This is a genomic window from Bradyrhizobium australiense, from assembly GCF_013114825.1.
Classification (GTDB): domain Bacteria; phylum Pseudomonadota; class Alphaproteobacteria; order Rhizobiales; family Xanthobacteraceae; genus Bradyrhizobium; species Bradyrhizobium australiense.
Genome location: NZ_JAAVLX010000007.1, coordinates 683,959 through 702,500 on the forward strand (window position 1 = coordinate 683,959; position 18,542 = coordinate 702,500).

Annotated in this window: 20 protein-coding genes (1 of these 20 running past the window's edge); 15 read left to right on the forward strand and 5 right to left on the reverse strand. The window is 62.7% G+C overall.

Annotated features, from left to right (window positions below; genetic code table 11):
* The first annotated feature begins 63 nt into the window (after nt 1-63).
* Both HCN58_RS23840 and HCN58_RS23845 read left to right on the forward strand, forming a co-directional pair.
* Nucleotides 64-846 (forward strand): SDR family oxidoreductase, encoded by a 783-nt coding sequence (locus tag HCN58_RS23840; RefSeq protein ID WP_171581794.1) that lies wholly within the window; start codon nt 64-66, stop codon nt 844-846.
* Nucleotides 843-1,847, forward strand: a complete 1,005-nt coding sequence (locus HCN58_RS23845; RefSeq protein ID WP_171581795.1) for an NADPH:quinone reductase — start codon at nt 843-845, stop codon at nt 1,845-1,847. Before HCN58_RS23840 ends, HCN58_RS23845 begins: the two co-directional genes overlap by 4 nt.
* Here HCN58_RS23845 and HCN58_RS23850 read toward each other — a convergent pair.
* A complete protein-coding gene (locus HCN58_RS23850) occupies nt 1,810-2,265 on the reverse strand; it encodes a DUF3775 domain-containing protein (RefSeq protein ID WP_171581796.1) in 456 nt (151 codons plus the stop codon). The genes HCN58_RS23845 and HCN58_RS23850 overlap by 38 nt on opposite strands.
* Nucleotides 2,266-2,382: 117 nt before the next feature.
* On the opposite strand from HCN58_RS23850, the gene HCN58_RS23855 reads away from it, so the two are divergent.
* The 6 genes from HCN58_RS23855 to HCN58_RS23880 all read left to right on the forward strand — a co-directional run bounded on the left by HCN58_RS23855 (nt 2,383) and on the right by HCN58_RS23880 (nt 7,980).
* Entirely contained in the window at nt 2,383-3,231 is an 849-nt protein-coding gene (locus HCN58_RS23855) for an MBL fold metallo-hydrolase (protein WP_171581797.1), read from the forward strand.
* Between the two features lie 237 nt (nt 3,232-3,468).
* Nucleotides 3,469-4,311 (forward strand): fumarylacetoacetate hydrolase family protein, encoded by an 843-nt coding sequence (locus HCN58_RS23860; protein WP_171581798.1) that lies wholly within the window; start codon nt 3,469-3,471, stop codon nt 4,309-4,311.
* A 145-nt stretch (nt 4,312-4,456) separates the two neighbouring features.
* Entirely contained in the window at nt 4,457-5,071 is a 615-nt protein-coding gene (locus HCN58_RS23865; protein WP_171581799.1) for a glutathione S-transferase family protein, read from the forward strand.
* 21 nt (nt 5,072-5,092) lie between these two features.
* Nucleotides 5,093-6,280 (forward strand): serine hydrolase domain-containing protein, encoded by a 1,188-nt coding sequence (locus HCN58_RS23870; RefSeq protein WP_171581800.1) that lies wholly within the window; start codon nt 5,093-5,095, stop codon nt 6,278-6,280.
* Between the two features lie 30 nt (nt 6,281-6,310).
* Nucleotides 6,311-7,180 (forward strand): MBL fold metallo-hydrolase, encoded by an 870-nt coding sequence (locus HCN58_RS23875; RefSeq protein WP_171581801.1) that lies wholly within the window; start codon nt 6,311-6,313, stop codon nt 7,178-7,180.
* Complete coding sequence (locus HCN58_RS23880; RefSeq protein WP_171581802.1) at nt 7,177-7,980, forward strand: enoyl-CoA hydratase/isomerase family protein; 804 nt, start codon at nt 7,177-7,179, stop codon at nt 7,978-7,980. Before HCN58_RS23875 ends, HCN58_RS23880 begins: the two co-directional genes overlap by 4 nt.
* A gap of 6 nt (nt 7,981-7,986) precedes the next feature.
* On the opposite strand, the gene HCN58_RS23885 is transcribed toward HCN58_RS23880, so the two are convergent.
* Nucleotides 7,987-8,529, reverse strand: a complete 543-nt coding sequence (locus tag HCN58_RS23885) for a methylated-DNA--[protein]-cysteine S-methyltransferase (RefSeq protein ID WP_171581803.1) — start codon at nt 8,527-8,529, stop codon at nt 7,987-7,989.
* 189 nt (nt 8,530-8,718) lie between these two features.
* Here HCN58_RS23885 and HCN58_RS23890 point away from each other — a divergent pair, with 189 nt between their 5' ends.
* Both HCN58_RS23890 and HCN58_RS23895 read left to right on the forward strand, forming a co-directional pair.
* On the forward strand, nt 8,719-9,543 hold the full coding sequence (locus HCN58_RS23890; RefSeq protein ID WP_171581804.1) for an alpha/beta fold hydrolase: 825 nt from the start codon (nt 8,719-8,721) through the stop codon (nt 9,541-9,543).
* A 5-nt stretch (nt 9,544-9,548) separates the two neighbouring features.
* Nucleotides 9,549-10,373 (forward strand): alpha/beta fold hydrolase, encoded by an 825-nt coding sequence (locus HCN58_RS23895; protein WP_171581805.1) that lies wholly within the window; start codon nt 9,549-9,551, stop codon nt 10,371-10,373.
* 16 nt (nt 10,374-10,389) lie between these two features.
* Here HCN58_RS23895 and HCN58_RS23900 read toward each other — a convergent pair whose 3' ends face one another.
* Both HCN58_RS23900 and HCN58_RS23905 read right to left on the reverse strand, forming a co-directional pair.
* Nucleotides 10,390-12,123, reverse strand: a complete 1,734-nt coding sequence (locus tag HCN58_RS23900; protein ID WP_171581806.1) for an adenylate/guanylate cyclase domain-containing protein — start codon at nt 12,121-12,123, stop codon at nt 10,390-10,392.
* 164 nt (nt 12,124-12,287) lie between these two features.
* Nucleotides 12,288-12,743 carry a carboxymuconolactone decarboxylase family protein gene (locus HCN58_RS23905; RefSeq protein ID WP_171581807.1) on the reverse strand — a complete coding sequence of 152 codons (456 nt, stop codon included), beginning with the start codon at nt 12,741-12,743 and terminating at the stop codon, nt 12,288-12,290.
* Between the two features lie 118 nt (nt 12,744-12,861).
* On the opposite strand from HCN58_RS23905, the gene HCN58_RS23910 reads away from it, so the two are divergent.
* The gene (locus HCN58_RS23910; RefSeq protein ID WP_171581808.1) at nt 12,862-13,722 is read left to right on the forward strand and encodes a sigma-70 family RNA polymerase sigma factor; all 861 of its coding nucleotides are present in this window, start codon (nt 12,862-12,864) and stop codon (nt 13,720-13,722) included.
* Nucleotides 13,723-13,731: 9 nt separating this feature from the next.
* On the opposite strand, the gene HCN58_RS23915 is transcribed toward HCN58_RS23910, so the two are convergent.
* Nucleotides 13,732-14,544 (reverse strand): class I SAM-dependent methyltransferase, encoded by an 813-nt coding sequence (locus tag HCN58_RS23915; protein WP_171581809.1) that lies wholly within the window; start codon nt 14,542-14,544, stop codon nt 13,732-13,734.
* Nucleotides 14,545-14,689: 145 nt separating this feature from the next.
* On the opposite strand from HCN58_RS23915, the gene HCN58_RS23920 reads away from it, so the two are divergent.
* The 4 genes from HCN58_RS23920 to HCN58_RS23935 form a co-directional block, all read left to right on the forward strand.
* Entirely contained in the window at nt 14,690-15,364 is a 675-nt protein-coding gene (locus HCN58_RS23920) for a GntR family transcriptional regulator (RefSeq protein ID WP_171581810.1), read from the forward strand.
* 113 nt (nt 15,365-15,477) lie between these two features.
* Nucleotides 15,478-16,278, forward strand: a complete 801-nt coding sequence (locus HCN58_RS23925) for a phytanoyl-CoA dioxygenase family protein (RefSeq protein ID WP_171581811.1) — start codon at nt 15,478-15,480, stop codon at nt 16,276-16,278.
* 148 nt (nt 16,279-16,426) lie between these two features.
* The gene (locus tag HCN58_RS23930) at nt 16,427-17,740 is read left to right on the forward strand and encodes an NAD(P)H-dependent oxidoreductase (protein ID WP_171581812.1); all 1,314 of its coding nucleotides are present in this window, start codon (nt 16,427-16,429) and stop codon (nt 17,738-17,740) included.
* Nucleotides 17,741-18,179: 439 nt separating this feature from the next.
* On the forward strand, nt 18,180-18,542 hold the 5' end (the start) of the coding sequence (locus tag HCN58_RS23935; RefSeq protein WP_171581813.1) for a TRAP transporter substrate-binding protein. The gene runs 726 nt beyond the window's last position; the window shows 363 of its 1,089 coding nt (coding positions 1-363); the start codon lies at nt 18,180-18,182; its stop codon lies beyond the right edge, outside the window.

Sequence of the window (18,542 nt, forward strand, 5' to 3'; positions counted from 1 at the left end):
GACTTGGCTAGAGTGGCCGCATCGGACTACAAGAACATCACCTGACATAACGGGAGAGAAAAAGTGGATCTTGGGATCAAAGGCCGCCGTGCTATCGTCTGCGCATCGAGCAAGGGCCTGGGGCGCGCCTGCGCCATGGCGCTGGCCAATGAGGGCGTGCATGTCACGCTCACTGCGCGCGGTGCGGAGGCGCTGAAAAAGGCGGCCGACGATATCCGCAAGGCCAGTCCCGGCGTCACGGTAACCGAGATTGTCGGCGACATCACGACGCCCGCCGGCCGCGAAGCCGTGCTGAAGGCCTGCCCCGAACCGGACATCCTGATCAACAATGCCGGCGGCCCGCCGCCCGGCGATTTCCGCAACTGGACCCGCGACGACTGGATCAAGGCGATCGACGCCAACATGCTGACGCCGATCGAACTGATCAAGGCGACGGTGGACGGCATGATGGCACGGAAATTCGGCCGCATCGTCAACATCACCTCGGCCGCGGTGAAGGCGCCGATCGACATATTGGGGCTTTCCAACGGCGCGCGCGCCGGACTCACCGGCTTCATCGCGGGACTGTCGCGCAAGACCGTGATCAGTAACGTCACCATTAATGCGCTGCTGCCGGGTCCCTTCGACACCGACCGCCTGCGCGGTGTGGGGAAAGCGGAAGCCGAGAAGCGCGGCATCACGCCGGACCAGGTGTTTGCCGAGCGCGCCAAGCAAAATCCAGCCGGGCGGTTCGGCGATCCCGACGAGTTCGGCTATGCCTGCGCCTTCCTGTGCGGCGCCAAGGCCGGCTTCATCACCGGCCAAAATATCCTGCTGGACGGCGGCGCATTTCCGGGCACTCTGTGAGAGCGGTCTGGTACGAGCGAACGGGCCCGGCATCCGAGGTGCTGTCCTATGGCGAGATGCCGACGCCGGTCGCCGGCCCGGGCGAAGTTCGGGTGCGGTTGGAGGCGTCCGGCGTCAATCCGGCCGATGTCGGCCGCCGCGGCGGCGGCTATCGGCCGATGGAATATCCGCGCGTCATTCCGAATAGCGACGGCGCTGGGATCATCGACCAGCTCGGCGACGGCGTCACGCGGTTCAAGATCGGCCAGCGGGTCTGGCTGTTCAACGGCCAGCGCAATGGCCGCGCGTTCGGCACCGCGGCTGAATATATTTCGCTCGCCGAACATCTGGTGACGCCGCTGCCGGACAGTCTGTCGTTTGCCGAAGGCGCTACGCTCGGCATTCCCGGCATGACGGCGTGGTGCTGCCTCTATTGCGACGGGGCGATCGCGGGACAGACCGTGCTCGTCACCGGCGGCGCCGGCGCGGTCGGGCACTATGCCGTGCAGCTCGCCAAATGGGGCGGTGCGCGAGTGATTGCGACCGTCAGTTCGGCGGCCAAGGCCGAGCAGGCACGTCTCGCCGGCGCCGACCTCGTCGTCAACTACAAGACGGATGATGTCGTCGCGAAGGCGATGGCGTTTACCGGACAGCGCGGCGTCGACCGCGTCGTCGACGTCGATTTCGGCGGCAATATCGAGACCACGCTGAAGCTGATGGGCACCAATTCGACGATTGCGGTCTACGCCAGCAATGGCAACCGCACGCCGGTCGTACCAATGCGTGAGCTGATGGAAAAATGCATCTCGTTGCGTGCGCTCGCGCTGTTTGCGCTGCCGCCGCCGCTGCTCGCGGCAGCGCAAGCGGACATCACGAAATGGCTGGCGGCGGGCCCGCGCATCCACAATGTCGCTGCGCAGTTCGCGCTAGCCGACACGGCGCACGCGCATCTGGCGGTGGAGAAAGGCGACAAGCTGGGCACCGTTATCGTCGATTGCGCTCGTCTTCTTCCCGCTGGCTGACACCAGAGGAGTCCGCCGTCGTTCGCTCCTCACCCCATGTAAGGCCGAACTCATCGAGACCTTGCGCCAGAAAATCCCCCAGCATCGGCTGGCCGAGCAGATAGCGCGCCGTGTGACGGTGCCGCTGGCCAGCGGCTTCCTTGCGCAAGTCTTCCCATTCTTCGAGTGCGGCGTCGCCACGGCCAAGCCGCATCAGCGCAACCAGATCGATCCGTTCGTCTTCGGAGAGCGCATTGATGAAGCCGGTGATCTCGCTGATGACCGGATCCTGCCCATTGTCCTGCAGCACATCGACCATGTCGTCATCGACGGCGTTCGACCCGGAATCCGGATCGGAGGTAGCCTCCTTCACGTCGAATTGCCGGGCTTTCTCAATCAGAAAGCCGACCTTTTCGGGCGAAATCGTGAGTTCTGGCATCGCATGTTCCTCATACGGGCTATGCGATAACGCCGAACGCCGTCGGATGATCCATTGCACCGGAAGATGGAAAGCCGCATCCTTGCCCGAACAATCAGAAACGAGAGGACTCGCCGGATGCACTGGAACGTGGGGAGGGTCAGGATCACGAGGGTGGTCGAAATGGAGACTGTCGGCAGCACCCGTTTCATCCTGCCGCTCGCGACCAACGAGGAGAACAAGAAACTGCCTTGGCTGATCCCGCAGTTTGCAACCGAGGAAGGCCGGCTGAAAATGTCGATCCATTCGTTGCTGGTCGAGACGCCCACCCGCCGGATCATCGTCGATACCGGGCTCGGTAACGACAAGCAGGGCCGCAACGTGCCGACCTGGAACAACCGCAATGATCCGTTCCTGGACAGGCTGACGGCGGCAGGATTCCCACCCGACAGCATCGACACGGTGTTGTGTACACACCTGCATGTCGACCATGTCGGCTGGAACACCAAACTCGTCGACGGCAAATGGGTGCCGACCTTCGCCAATGCCCGATATGTGTTCGGCAGAGGCGAATACGAGCACTGGCGCGACCACAGCGATGCGCCGGACAAGCTCGCGGTATTCAGCGATTCCGTGAAGCCGATCGCCGATGCCGATAAGGCCGATCTGGTCGCCAGCGACGCCAGGCTTACCGATGAGATCACGCTGATGCCGACGCCCGGCCACAGCCCCGGCCATATGAGCATCCATATCAGGTCCGACGGCGTGGAAGCCCTGCTGACGGGAGACGTCGCCCACCATCCTTGCCAGATGGGCCATCTCGACTGGTCATCGACCGCCGATTCCGATCCCCGGCAGGCGGCCGAAACCCGACGCGAACTGTTTTCGCGCTTCGCCGATACGCCCACGCTGGTGATCGGCGGGCACTTCAGTGCCGGTCGCATCCAGCACGATAGGGACGCGTTCAGGTTCATTGCGGTGGTGTGACAGGAGCACCCTCTCTCCCCACATGGTAAGGAGGCTCGCTTGCGCCGTCTCGCACCATGAGGCCCGCGGCCCATCCCTCGAGACGGCCCGCGATGCAGCCTCCTCGGGATGAGGGGGTGGTATGTGGCGAGCAGCCCCAGTCCGCAGTTGAATTTCCTGCGCCGCTGTTCCAAGAAGCGTCTGAAGTCTACGGAATTCCCCCGAAATCCTCAAGAAAACCCTGCAGGGAGCGATAAAATGAAGCTTGTTCGTTACGGCGCCAAGGGTGCGGAAAAGCCCGGCCTGATCGATAAATCCGGCCAGTTGCGCGACCTTTCCGCCCATGTCAGGGATCTCGATGGGGACGCCTACGCGCCGGCCTCGCTGGCCAAGCTGGCGGCGCTGGATACCTCCAAGCTTCCCGCTGTCGACGGCAAGCAGCGCTTGGGCGCGCCGGTCACCGGCATCTCCAAATTCGTCGCGATCGGGTTGAACTACAGCGACCATGCCAAGGAGACCGGCAACCCCATCCCCTCGGAACCGATCTTCTTCCTGAAGGCCAACACCGCGCTCTCTGGCCCGAGCGATCCGGTCGAAAAGCCGCGCGGCTCGACCAAGCTCGACTGGGAAGTCGAAATCGCGGCTATCATCGGCACCCGCGCCAAATACGTCTCGGAAGCCGACGCGCTCAATCATGTCGCCGGCTACTGCATCTGCAATGACGTCTCCGAGCGCAACTTCCAGATCGAGCGGCTCGGTCAGTGGACCAAGGGCAAATCGCACGACACGTTCGGCCCCGTCGGCCCCTGGCTGGTCACCAAGGACGAAATTCCTGACGTGCAGAAGCTGTCGATGTGGCTCGACGTCAACGGCAAGCGCTGCCAGACCGGATCGACCTCGACCATGATCTTCTCGATGGCGAAGTGCATTTCCTATGTCTCGCAGTTCATGACGCTGTTGCCTGGCGATATCGTCACGACCGGCACGCCGCCCGGCGTCGGCACCGGCATGAAGCCGCCGCAGTATCTCAATGTCGGAGACGTCGTCACCCTCGGCATCGAAGGCCTTGGCGAGCAGCGCCAGGAAATCATCGCGGCGTGAGGCTGGCGCCCGTACTCACCGCCGTCATTGCGAGGAGCGATAGCGACGAAGCAATCCATCTTTCCGCACGTTCGGAGACAATGGATTGCTTCGCTTCGCTCGCAAGGACGGAGGATCCAGTTCCATTGCGTAAGGGCTTCTTTCCATGAAACTCACCTTCTCTCCCGCCTCGCCGTTCGCCCGAAAAGTCCGCATCGCCGCCATAGAGACCGGCCTGATCGACGGAATCGAGCTTACGCCGGCGACGGTTGCTCCGGGTCAACCCAATGAAGAGTATTCGAAGATCACGCCGCTGAAGAAACTGCCGGTGCTGATCCTCGACAATGGCGACGTCATTCTCGATTCCTATGTCATCGTCGAATATCTCGACGAGCTCGCCGGCGGCGGAAAACTGATCCCCGCATCCGGCCCCGAGCGGTGGAAGGTGAAGAGCGACCATTCCTTGCTGCAGGGCATGCTCGATTCCATGCTGCTGTGCCGCTACGAAAAGATGGTGCGGCCGGAAGGGCTGCGCTGGAATGCCTGGCACGATGACCACTGGAACAGGGCTTGGGCCGGCATGGCGCGGTTCGAGAACAGGCCCGACGTGCTGTCGGGGCCGTTCAACATCGCGCAGATTGGCCTTGTTTGCGTCCTCGGCTATGCCGATTTCCGCTTTGCCGATTGCGGTTGGCGCAAGGCCCATCCGAAGCTCGACGCCTTCCATCAGAAGATGTTGGAACGGCCCTCGGTAAAAATCTCGGTCCCGCCGCCGGCGTAACCAAACAACGGAGACGGCAGCATGCGCGAGGTTGGCAAAGAATTGCGGCACCTCGGCTTCGCTGCCGTTTTCATGCTCGCCGCATCCGGCGCATCTGCCCAGCTACAGGAATTCTCCACCGGCCAGCGCAATCTCGCCTGCGGAAGTCCGGCCGCGATTGGCGACGGCTGGCCGACCGCAACGCCGGAAAGTGTCGGCCTCGAGAGCCCGCGCCTGTGCGGCATCGCCGCGCGGCTCGTGGCCACTAATGCCAACGTTCATGCCGTGGTGATCGTCCGGCACGGCACTCTGGTGTTCGAGCAATATTTTCCGGGCTATGACGAGCCGTGGGGACTGGGCAGCGGACCGCACGATTTCGACGCCACTACCAAGCAAGACATGCGGTCTGTTTCGAAAAGCGTGATCTCTTTGCTGGTCGGGATCGCGATCGATCGCGAGCTGATCAAGAGCGCTGACGAGCCCGTCGTCAAATTCTTCCCGGATTATGCCACGCTGAAATCGCCGGGTTGGGACAACATCACCCTTCGCCATCTGCTGACGATGTCGTCGGGCATTCAGTGGGACGAGAACCGCGCCTGGAACGACCCGCAGAACGACGAACCGCGTTTGAGCAGCGAGGCCGATCCGTTCCGCTATATCCTGTCCAAGCCAATTGCGGCGCCGCCGGACGCCGCGTGGACCTACAATGGTGGCGGAACGGACTTGCTCGGCAACATCATTGAGCGGGTGTCGGGCAAGTCGCTGGACGGATTTGCGCGCGAGGCGCTGTTTGCACCGCTAGGCATTTCAGACTGGGAATGGATGAAATACAGGAACGAGCGGATCGCCTCGGCCGTCGGCCTTCGTCTTCGCCCGCGCGATGCCGCAAAGATAGGCCAACTCGTGCTCAACAGAGGTGCGTGGAACGGCCGGCAGATCGTCTCGCCGAAATGGATCGAGCAATCGGTCACGCCGCGCTTTCAGGCGATCGGCTATTTCGGCGGCCTGTTCTATTACGGGCAGCAATGGTGGATGGGCCGCACGCTGTCCGGCGACAAGGACGTGAAATGGATCGCCGCGATGGGCCTCGGTGGGCAGCGCATCTTCATCGTCCCCGACCTCGATCTTGTGGTGATGACTACGTCCGGGCTCTATGGTAGAGCGCGACAAGGAAATGCTGCGCTCGATATACTCACTAATCTCATCGTTCCCTCCGTTCGGGACAAGTAACGACGCGCGTTAATTTAGCTGAGAAAGAACATGAGCCTGAAATTCACCGTCGGCGATCTTACCATTCACCGCATTATCGAGCAGGAGACCACCTTTCTACCCGCGCTGGAGCTGCTGCCGGGCCTGACGCCGGAAGTTCTCGCGGAGAACCGCGCCTGGATGCAAAAGGCCGGCGCGCTCGACGACAGGGACGTGCTGATCCTGTGTTTTCAGTCCTATGTGGTGAAGACGCCGCACCACACCATCCTGATCGATAGCTGCATCGGCAACGACAAGCCGCGGCCGCAGCGTCCGAAATGGAACATGAAGACCGACGACACCTATATGCGCGGTCTTGCCGCCGCCGGCTTTTCCGTCGACGACATCGACTACGTCATGTGCACGCATCTGCATGTCGATCATGTCGGCTGGAACACGCGGCTCGACAATGGCCGCTGGGTGCCGACCTTCCCCAACGCGCGTTACGTGTTCGACAAGACCGAATTCGACTACTGGACCGAAACGCACGCGAAAACGCCCGTGCCGCCGTTTGGCGACAGCGTGCTGCCAGTCGTCGAGGCGAAACAGGCCAAAATAGTCCGCAGCGATTTTGCGATCGGCGATCACACCCGCATCCTGCCGACGCCAGGCCATACGCCGGGCCATGTCGCCTTCACCTTCGGTCGCGGCAAGGATGAGGCCGTATTCTCGGGCGACCTGATGCATTCGCCGCTGCAGACGCATTATCCGGAATTATCCGTGAAATTCGACGTCGATCAGGCGCAGGCGGCAGCTACTCGGCGCGGTTTTCTGGAGCGCTATTGCGACACCGACACGTTGTGCTGCACGGCGCATTTCCCCTCGCCTTCGGTCGGCAAGATCCGGCGCAAGGGCGACGGATTCTCCTGCGAGCCGATATGAGCTCTAACCCATCCGCTCTCGAGACGCTGTCGATCGAGCCGGTCGATGAGTATGTCACGATCGTCCGCCTCAACCGGCCGGATGTCTCCAACGCGCTCAATACGCAAATGGGCCGCGATCTCGTGCGCTATTTCGAGGACGTCGCGCTCGATCCGAAGAGCCTGCGCTGCATCGTCCTGACGGGCACCGGCGAAAAGGCATTCTGTGCCGGCGGCGATTTGAAGGAACGCCGCGGCATGACCGACGAGGCATGGACGCGCCAGCACGTCATTTTCGAGCGGATGGTGCGGGCGCTGATCGACTGCCCCGTCCCGATCATCGGCGCCGTTAATGGTGCGGCCTACGGCGGCGGCTGCGAGATCGCGGGTGCTTGCGATTTCCTCTACGCCGCGGAAAGCGCCCGCTTCGCGCTGACCGAGGTGACGCTCGGCATCATGCCGGGTGGCGGCGGCACGCAGACCCTGCCGCGTGCCGTCGGCGAGCGCCGTGCCAAGGAGCTGATCCTCACCGGCAAACCGTTTATGGCAGCGGAAGCCCGTGACTGGGGTTTCGTGAACGAGGTCTTTCCGCTGTCTGAACTTTTGCCGGCGGCGCTGGCGACCGCCTCACGGATCGCCCGCAACGCGCCGATCTCCATCCGCCAGGCAAAACTGTCGATCCACCGCGGCCTGCAACTGTCGCTGCGGGACGGCCTCGCGCTGGAGATCGAGGCCTATAACCGCATGGTCCCGACCGAGGACCGCCGCGAGGGCGTGCTGGCCTTCAACGAGAAGCGGCCGCCCAATTTCAAGGGCCGGTGAGCACCTTCAATCGAACAGGCTCGGCGTGTGGTTCACCGCCGCGCCTTCGATCGCCAGCATCTTCAGCTTCGTCACCACCCCGCCATTGGCGGAGAAGCCGCCGGGCTTGTTGCCCGCCGCCAGCACGCGGTGGCACGGCACCACGATCGGACAGGGGTTTCGACCCAGCGCCTGGCCGACGTCGCGCGACAGCTCGACGCCTCCGAGTTTTTTGGCAATGTCGCCATAGGTCATGGTCTTGCCCGGCGGGATCGTGCGCGCGATGTCGTAGACGCCGCGGTTGAATTCGGGAACGCCGTCGAGGTCAAGCACGACATCAGCGAGGTCGTTCGGCTTTCCTTCAAGCAGCTCGACCATCCCGTCGATCGCAGTCTGCACGTTTGCCGGCGGCGGCGCCTCGACGAGATCGCCATGGCGCTGCTGCAGGCGGGTGCGGGTCTTCTTCTCGTCGCCCATCGGCAATTGCACCGAGATGATGCCGCGCTCGCTCCAGACGATGCCGCAACGGCCGATCGCCGTGTCGAATATCGCAAAATGGTGCCCGGTCATGGCTGGCTCCATATTCTCCTGTTCAGCGCCACCCAGCTTTCCTCTCAGGCTCAAATCTAGGCTTGGAGATTATTGCTATCCACCCGAATCCCGGGGGAACTTGACGGCATGAACAACTTCCGCTGATCTGGGGCTCCCGCCGACGCCCTTCAATGGCCCCTTGCCTGCTGCCAATTCCACGAGCTTCGTATGCAATCCCTTCACGTCAACGGCTATGACATGGCCTATCTCGATGTCGGCCAAGGCGCCGGCAATGGCCCGCCGCTGGTGTGCGTGCATGGCTCGCTGTGCGACTTCCGGATTTGGTCGTCGGTGCTGGGACCGCTGACACGCAAGCACCGCGTGATCGCCCCTTCGTTGCGGCATTTCTTTCCCGACCATTGGGACGGCGTCGGCGAAACCTATTCGATCGCGCAGCATGTCGACGACGTCATCGGTTTCATCGAAAAGCTGGACACCCGGCCGGTCGACCTGATGGGCCATTCCCGCGGCGGGCATATCTGCTTTCGCGTCGCGCAGCGCCGGCCCGACCTGCTGCGCAAGCTGATCCTGGCGGAACCCGGCGGCGAACTCGACGCCACGCTCGATCCAGCCTACAAGCCCGGCCCCTCGCCGCTGTCCGGAATGATCGCGGCTTCCGCCGAGGTGATCACCAACGGCGATATCGACGGCGGCCTGCAGATTTTCATAGATGCCCTGGAAGGTCCCGGCGCCTGGAAGCGCTTGCCGGCAACGCCGAAACAATTGCTGCGCGACAACGCCACGACGCTGATCGGCCAGATGCGCGACCACCGTCCGCCCTTCTCCAAAGCGGATGCTGAGGCGATCAAGACGCCGACATTGTTCATCGGCGGCGCCAACACCAAGGGTACGCTGCCAAAGGTGCTCAATGCCTTGGCCGCCAATGTAAGGGGATCGCGCGTCGAGATGATCCCCGGCACGACGCATCCGATGTTCGAACAGGCGCCGCAGAGATATTGCGAGATCGTGCTGTCGTATCTCGCGGAGGATTGATCGCGATGCAAACCTTGAACGTGAACGGCTACGACATGGCCTATCTCGATGTCGGCAGGGCCACTGACCACAGCCCGCCGCTGGTTCTCGTGCACGGCACGCTCGGCGATTTCCGCACCTGGAATGCAGTGCTCGGACCGCTCTCGAAACAGCACCGCGTGATCTCGCTGAGCCTGCGGCGATTCTTTCCGGAGCATTGGGACGGTATCGGCGACGACTATCTGATGGCGCAGCATGTCGCCGACGTCATCGGCTTCATCGAGAAGCTCAATGCCGGACCGGTCGATCTGATCGGCCATTCCCGCGGCGGGCATATTGGATTCCGGGTGGCGCAGGCGCGGGCTGATTTGTTGCGCAAGGCCATCCTTGCCGAACCGGGCGGCGATCTCGAGGCTTCGCTGCAGCCGAGCAGTCCGCCTCCTGGCCCCGTGCCGCTCGGCCCGCGCGTTCCGGTTGCGGCCGAGATGGTGCGAAACGGCGACATTGACGGCGCGCTGGCGCTGTTCGTCGACGGCATCGATGGCGAAGGAGCATGGGCGCGGTGGCCTGCGTCGGCGCGGCAGCAATTGCGCGACAACATTCATACGCTGCTCGGCCAGGTCGGCGAGAATCGCCAGCCATTCTTGAAGAGCGAAGCGGAGGCGATCAAGACTCCGATGCTGTTGATCGGCGGCGGCGACACCAAGGGCGCGCTGGCGGTGATCTGGCGCGTGCTGGCCGAGCATATTCCGGGCGCACGGACGGTGGTGATCCCGGGCACGCGTCACTGGATGTTCGAACAGGCGCCGCAGGCGTTTTGCAACATCGTCGTGGAATTTCTGACGGTGTAGATTCGCCGTCGACTTCTCATTTTTGGTCGAGCCGCCACGCACCATCCCAATCGGCAGCCGGCGGGGTGACCTGAAAATTCTCGACGCGCTTGGCCAGCGCCTTGGCCGGTCCGTCGTTGGGAACCGCCTCCAGCGCCGCATGAAATGCCTGCCGTGCATCGTCCCAGCGGCGCTCCCGATAGGCGGCGAGCCCTTCGGCATATCGCTCACGCAGCGCCAATTGCTTCTCGGTGAGCTCGCCCTTGCGCCCCAGGATATCGAACACCGCCTGGGGAAGGGTCTGGCCGGCAACCACCAGCCGATCGATCTCGCGGGATTCGACCGCATCGCCGGCCGCCGTGATCGTTAGCTGCGAAACCAGCGAATGGCTGCCATAGATCTTGTTGGCATTCTCCAGACGCGACGCGAGATTAACCGCATCACCCATCACCGTGTAGCTCATCATGAATTCCGATCCGATACTGCCGACCAGCACTTCGCCGCTGGCAACCCCAATGCGAACGTCGCAGTCGCTCGGCACGGTGCGTATGCCGAGCAATTCGGGCAACTCTTTGCGCAGCGCCGTACCGCGATCGGCCATCTCGACGGCAGCGAGGCAGGCCAGCCGCGCCTGCTCGCTATGCTCGGTAAAGGGAGGCCCCCAATAGGCCATGATCGCGTCGCCGATATACTTGTCGATGATGCCGCGATGACTGCGGATCGGCCCCGACATCGTCGACAGATAGTGGTTCATAACCTTGACGAGGCCTTGCGGCGTCATGCCCTCGCTGAGGCTGGTAAAGCCCTGCATGTCGCAGAACAGCACGGTCATCACCCGCCGCTCGCCGTCGCTGGCGGTCGGCCCCTGCCGGGCGATCAACCCCTCCACCACGCGCGGATCGACGTAGCGGCCGAAAGTTTCGCGCAGCCGCTCCTTATGGCGCAGTTGCTCGACCATGTTGTTGAAGGCGGCCGTGAGCTGGCCGATTTCGTCACGCGTGGTGACGTCGATCGATCCGTCGAGCCGGCCGGCCTCGACGGCGCGGGTGCCATCCAGCAGCCGCCGCACCGGGCGAGTAATACCGGTGCTGACAAAGAACGCGAACGTCAGTCCGAGGATGGCCGCAAGCATCGTCACGATCGCAGAGATGACAATCGCGCGCTGCTGATCCCGCATTGTCACGGCCGCATCGCTGCGGACCTGCTCCAGCATGTCGTGTCGGATTTCCTCAATCTTGCGATTGAAGTCGTCGCGGAGCGCATCGGTCCGGGCAAGGCTGGCCCGGACTTCCGGCATGTTGCCGGCTTCGAGCTGCGGCCACATCCGCCTGTTCTCTTCGTCCAGATAACGGCGAAGGTCGCTAGTTACGGTTTCGATTCGATTGTCGATCCGTCCGAGCTTGGCGTCGTCGGAGACGGTGGTCGGGTCGTTGATGATGGCATTGATGAGAACGCGCGCAGCTTGCGCCTCCTGGTCAAGTTCGCGGCCTTTTGTCTCATAGATGGTTTGCTGATCTGCAAAGGCCCTCTCATCCGGCGGCGTCTGTATCTTGATAAACACCATCCGGCGAACCACCACCGCCTGCTCCAGCGAGCGGACGTTCATCCGCGCCAGATGCCCATAGGCTTCGAAATATTTTGTCGTCAGCTCATCGAGCTGATGTGCAATTCTTCGCGTCATCACCGTCGACAGCGCCGAGATGATCACCATCAGAAAGATCAGCCCGATGGCGATGCCCAGGATTCGCTTGCGGATGGTCGGTCGCAGCATCGAGGTATATTCTAAAGCCAGGGACATGTTGGGAAACGGGACGATAGCAACAAGAGCGAAAGCCCGGCCGATCTGGCCGGGCTTGTTGTTTAGCGCGCGCCGGTGAATTAAGCACGGCCCCGCTGCGTTAAAATTGACCATAGTTTTGGAGCTACCTCCCCTGACTACAGCTTCCAGACGCCCACAGGCTGACGCACGGCGACGTTGAGCCTGTTCCAGACATTGATATTGGCTATCGCCAGAATCAACGCCGCGAGCTCCGCCTCGTCGAAATGCTTGTCGGCCTCGCCCCAGACCTCGTCCGATACCGGATCGGCGCGGTCGCTGAGCCGGGTCAGCGCTTCCGTCAACGCCAACGCCGCGCGCTCGGCTTCGGTGAAATAGGGCGTATCGCGCCAGGCCGCCACCGCGAACAGGCGCTCGTCGGTTTCGCCGGCCTTCCTGGCGAGTTTCGGGTGCATGTCGACGCAGACGCTGCAGCCGTTGATCTGGCTGGCGCGCAGATGCACTAGTTCGAGCAGTTTTTCCGGCAGGCTGTTCTTGGTCAGTTCGCCCAGCGCCTGTAGCGCCTTCATGGCATCGGGAACGACCATGACGGGGTGATTCATTCGAGCTTGCATCAGTGTGCACTCCATATGGTTGGTTCTGTTTTTGACGCGGACGTGCCGATTTGCTGTCACATCGGCGCGCTTTCGTTCGTCATCACCATGACGTAAGGCGACATGGGAATGTGACCGAATGGACGAGAAAAGATTTCTGGCTGAAAAATTCGAGGCCAACCGGGCTCATCTGCGGGCGGTGGCCTACCGCATGCTGGGCTCGACCAGCGAGGTCGATGATGCCGTGCAGGAAACCTGGCTGCGGCTGAGCCGCTCCGATACCAGCGCAGTCGAAAACCTCGGCGGCTGGCTGACCACTGTCGTCGCCCGCGTCTGCCTCGACATGCTGCGCTCGCGCAAATCGCGGCGCGAGGAGCCGATGGGTCCGCATGTGCCGGAACCTGTCGCCGACGATACGCATGGACGCGACGCGGAGATGGCCGATTCCGTCGGCGCGGCGCTGCTGGTCGTGCTCGAAACCCTGGCGCCGGCCGAACGGCTTGCCTTCGTGCTGCACGACATGTTCGCCGTGCCGTTCGAGGAGATCGCGCCGATCGTCGGCCGCACACCTGCCGCGGCGAGGCAATTGGCCAGCCGCGCCCGCCGCCGGGTGCAGGGCACGCCGCCGCCGGATACCGACTTCGGCCGGCAGAAAAACATCGTCGATGCTTTCCTCAAGGCCTCCCGCGAGGGCGACTTCGACGGGCTGCTCGCGCTACTCGATCCCGACGTGGTGTTCCGCGCCGATTCCGCAGCACAGCGACTGGGCTCGCTTGCGGAAATCCGCGGCGCTGCAGCGGTGGCCGAGACTTTCAAGGGACGCGCGCAATCGGCCAAGCCGGCGCTGGTCGACGGTGCATTGGCGATTGCCGTCATTCTCGGTGGAGAACCGCGCATCGTGGTGTGGCTGACCATGAAGGCGGACAGGATCGCAGGCATCGAAGCGATGGCCGACGCCGAGCGGCTCTCGGGGTTTGATCTGGAGCTGCTCGACAAATAAGCGAAGCGATCAGCGTTTGGTGGCGGAAAAGACGATCACCTGAAGCAGCACGTGGGCGGGATCGGAGCCGAACTCACCACGAAGCCCTTTCAGTATGGTGTCGACGATCGGTTCCGGATCGACACCGCCCCGCGCCCTGATCTGGTCTATCAGCGGATTACCGTAGACCAGCGCCCGCGCGAAACTCGCGGTGTCCGGAATGACTTTCTCCAATCGGAGCACGGCAATGCCGAGGTCTTCGAACCCGGCGGCGATCAATAGCTCCTTGATCGGATCGATCTGGTGGCAGGAGAACGGCACGTTGTAGAACTGCGGCGGATCGGCAGGGAAGAAACTGCCGACGACCTCATGCGCGAGCCGGCCGAAGGAATTGTAGCGATGGGAGTCCCAGACGCTGAACACGTAGCGGCCGCCGGGGGCGAGAACGCGATAAGCCTCGGAAAAGGATTTTGGCCTGTCCGGATAGAACATGATTCCGAACTGGCAGACGACGGCGTCGAAGCTTCGGTCAGCGAAGGGCAGCGCCACGGCGTCAGCGGGCTGGAAGGTGACCTGCTCGCCGAGGCGGAATTTGGCGCGCGCGAGATCGAGCATCGGCGGATTGAGGTCGGTCGCCGTCAGTTGCGCATCGGCGGGTAATGCATCGCGCAATTTGCGTGTGACGATGCCGGTGCCGGCTGCCGTTTCCAATACCCGCGCCGGCCGGTTGGCCGCAACACGTTGCGCAATATCGGCGGCGAAATCAACGAAGATGATCGGCCCAAGGCCCTGATCGTAGTGCTGCGGAATGTCGCCGACGAAACCTGCCGAGGTGTTACTCATGAACGACCTCCCAATGGGGCTGCTGTCCTTTGCAGCATAGCTTGGCCGCAGCATTCGGATGAAGTGAACGGAGCCCTTGACGCGGCCGGGCGTCGGGGATTAGCCTCCGAATACGGAATTCCGTATTCCAAAGTGGACCACCGGCATGATCCCGTTAGATCCGCTCCCCAACCTGATCGACCAGGTCTATGCCCGGATCCTCGAGGCGATCACCGATCGTTCGCTGCCGCCCGGGCATCGCATCCGGCAGAACGAGTTGGCGGAAAACCTCGGCGTATCGCGCCAGCCGGTGTCGCATGCGCTGCATTTGCTGCATCGGCAGGGGCTCGTCGCCGAAAGCGGCCGCCGCGGCTTTGAAGTCACCCGGCTCGATCCCGAACGCATTCGCCAACTCTACGAAGTGCGCGGCGCCATTGACGCGCTGGCGGCAAAGCTCGCGGCAGGGCGGGCGAAGGCCGATACTTCAGCGCGCGCGCAGCTCGAAGCGGCGCTGCAGGCCGGGCGGAGCATCGGCAAGGACACGCCGCTTTCGCGGCTGATCGCCCTCGACGTCGATTTTCACAGCGCCGTCTATCGCCTTGCGGGCAATCCGGCGATCGAAGAAATGATCGCGCCGCAATGGCCGCATATGCGCCGCTCGATGGCGACCGTGCTGGCGGAGCTCGATTACCGCGAACGCGCGTGGGAAGAGCATGAGACGATTGCCGCTGAGATTCTCGCCGGCAAAGCCAAGGCAGCGGAAGCCGCGGCGCTGGCGCATGCGCAGATGGCAGGACGAATGACCGAGGAGAGACTGAGGGCAACCGATAGGGCGGCGTAACGATGCGCCGTCATTCCGGGATAGTGCGTCAGCACCAGAACCCGGAACCTCGAGATTCCGGTCCACGCTGCACGTGTCCCGGAATGACAATAAAAACAACAGGAGGAAACGGCATGAAACTGACGCCACAGCAGATCGAATTCTTCAACCGCGAAGGCTGGCTATTCCTGCCGGAATTGTTCAGCCAGGAGGAAGTGGACTATCTCGCCCGCGAGGCCGTCAGCATCTACGACGCCAACCGCCCGGAGGTATGGCGCGAGAAGAGCGGCGCCCCGCGCACCGCCTTTGCCGCACATCTCTATAACGAGGCGTTCGGCGTTCTCGGCGCGCATCCGCGCATGATTGAGCCCGTCGAGCAGATCTTCGGCGAGAAGGTCTACATGCATCAATTCAAGATTAACGCCAAAGCCGCCTTCACCGGTGATGTCTGGCAGTGGCATCAGGATTACGGCACCTGGAAGCGCGACGACGGCATGCCGGAGCCGCGTGCGATGAACATCGCGATCTTCCTGGACGAGGTGATGCCGATCAACGGCCCCTTGATGCTGGTGCCGAAGAGCCAGCACGCCGGCGACCTCAAGGCGTCGCATGACCTCGAGACCACATCCTATCCGCTGTGGACCCTGGATGAGGAGACTGTCACCCGGCTGGTGAAGGAAGGCGGCATCGTCGCGCCGACCGGCAAGGCCGGCGGCATGCTGATGTTCCACGGCAATCTGGTGCATGGATCAAGCGGCAACATCACGCCCTATCCGCGCAAGGTCGTCTATCTGACGCTGAACGCGGTGTCGAACTACATCCGTACCCCCACGCGGCCGGACTATATTGCGCATCGCGACTTTACGCCGATCCAGACGGTGGATGATGACGCGCTGCTGCGGCTCGCGCGAGCCCATCGCCAAGCGGCGGAGTAAGGCTCTCGTGCCCCTGAAGCAGCGCAACGTGCAACGTTGCGCTGCTGAGCCGGGGCCCACTCTATCCGCGCCTCTCCCATGGTCCCGGCTCTGCGGAGCAGCGTTACACGCTGCACCGCGTCCGGGACACGGATAACTGGATACTTCCATGAACCTTCACCACCTCCTCAACGCCCGCCTTGCGGCCGGCAAGCCGGTTCGCGTCGCGCTGATCGGCGCCGGAAAATTCGGCTCCATGTTCCTGTCGCAGGTGCCGCATACGCCGGGACTCGAAGTGTCCGTCATCATCGACATCGATCGCGATCGCGCCCGCGAAGCCTGCCACACCGTCGGCTGGGATCAGGCGCGGATCGCGCGAACGGTCTTCACCGACGACGGCGCGCGAGCGATCGCGGATAGCGCAGTTGACGTCGTGGTGGAAGCCACCGGTAATCCCGCCGTCGGCATCCGTCATGCCCGCGCGGCAATTACCGCGGGCAAGCACGTTGTGATGGTCAATGTCGAGGCCGACGTGCTGGCCGGCCCACTGTTGGCGCAGGAAGCGCGGACAGCAGGCGTCGTCTACTCGCTGGCCTATGGCGACCAGCCGGCGCTCACTGCGGAAATGGTGGACTGGGCGCGCGCGACGGGCTTTCGCGTGGTTGCCGCCGGCAAAGGCACAAAATATCTCCCCGCCTATCACGACGTGACGCCGGACGGCGTCTGGCAGCATTACGGGCTGACGGCAGGTGAAGCACAATCGGCCGGCATGAATCCGCAGATGTTCAACTCGTTTCTGGACGGCACCAAATCCGCGATCGAAATGGCGGCCATCGCCAATGCGACCGGACTGGACGTGCCGTCGGATGGTTTGCTGTTTCCACCTTGCGGCGTCGACGATCTGCCGCATGTAATGCGGCCACGTGAGGCGGGCGGCGTGCTGGAGAAGGCTGGCCTTGCGGAAGTCGTGTCTTCGCTGGAGCGCGACGGCCGTCCCGTATTCAGGGATCTGCGCTGGGGCGTCTATGTCGTGCTGGAAGCACCGAACGATTATGCCGCCGATTGCTTCAGGCAATACGGGCTGAAGACCGACGCCTCAGGCAGATATGCGGCGATGTACAAGCCGTATCATCTGATCGGGCTCGAGCTGAATATCTCCATCCTGTCAGCCGCGCTGCGCAACGAGCCGACCGGTCAGCCGCATGATTTTCGTGGCGACGTTGCGGCGGTAGCAAAACGCGATCTGTGTGCCGGCGAGATGCTTGATGGCGAAGGCGGCTACACGGTGTGGGGCAAGCTGATGCCCGCGTCGAAAAGCCTCGCCGCCGGCGCGCTGCCGATCGGATTGGCTCATCGCGTCAAGCTGAAGAACGACGTGGCTCATGGCGCGGTGGTGCGCTGGAGCGATGTCGAGATCGATGAAGGCAGCGACACGATCAAGACGCGCAAAGCGATGGAAGCGGCATTCTCGACGAGACGATGATCACGCGGCGCGTGTCGGAAACGAGCTGCAGCCGGAAATTCCACTGCGCTGCGCATGCACGTTTAGGTCAAATGACGGGCGCTGTCGTGGGCGCCTGCGCGACGAAAATGCCGCAACGCGGCATGTCGATTAATCAGTGGCGTATCCACGCGTCGCCCGTCATCTTAGCCTTTCGTCGGTGAAAGCGGCTGGGCCGCTCGATATTGAGGCAGGTCTTCGCACCTGCGGTGAACGCCAGAACGCTTGATTATCAATCACCAATTCGTCATCCTGCCCCTTAGGTCCATAAAGCCGGGAAAATTGATTGCATCACCAAACGCCTTGGTTTCAGGGCCCACATTCCTAAACAACAGTCCAGCACCGGTCATCGGCAAACCAGAGAAGACGACGTTAGATGGTTATCCCTTGGTCGGTCTTGATGATAACAGAGGGGAAACAAATGAAACGTCGCGATTTGTTGAAAGTGGGCGGCGTCGGTCTCGCCGCGAGTGCGGTTGCCGCGCCAGCGATTGCGCAAACGAATCCAGAAATAAAGTGGCGCTACACGGCAAGCTGGCCGAAGGCACTCGATACACTGTACGGCGGCTGCGAATATTTCGCCAAGCGCGTCGCTGAAATCACCGACAACAAATTCCAGATTCAGGCATTCGCGGCCGGCGAAATCGTTCCCGGTCTGCAGGTGCTCGACGCCGTCTCGAACGGCACCGTCGAAATGGGCAACACCGCGCTTTATTACTATTGGGGCAAGAACCCCGCCTTCACCTTCGGCACGTCTCTGCCGTTCGGCCTCAACACACGCTCG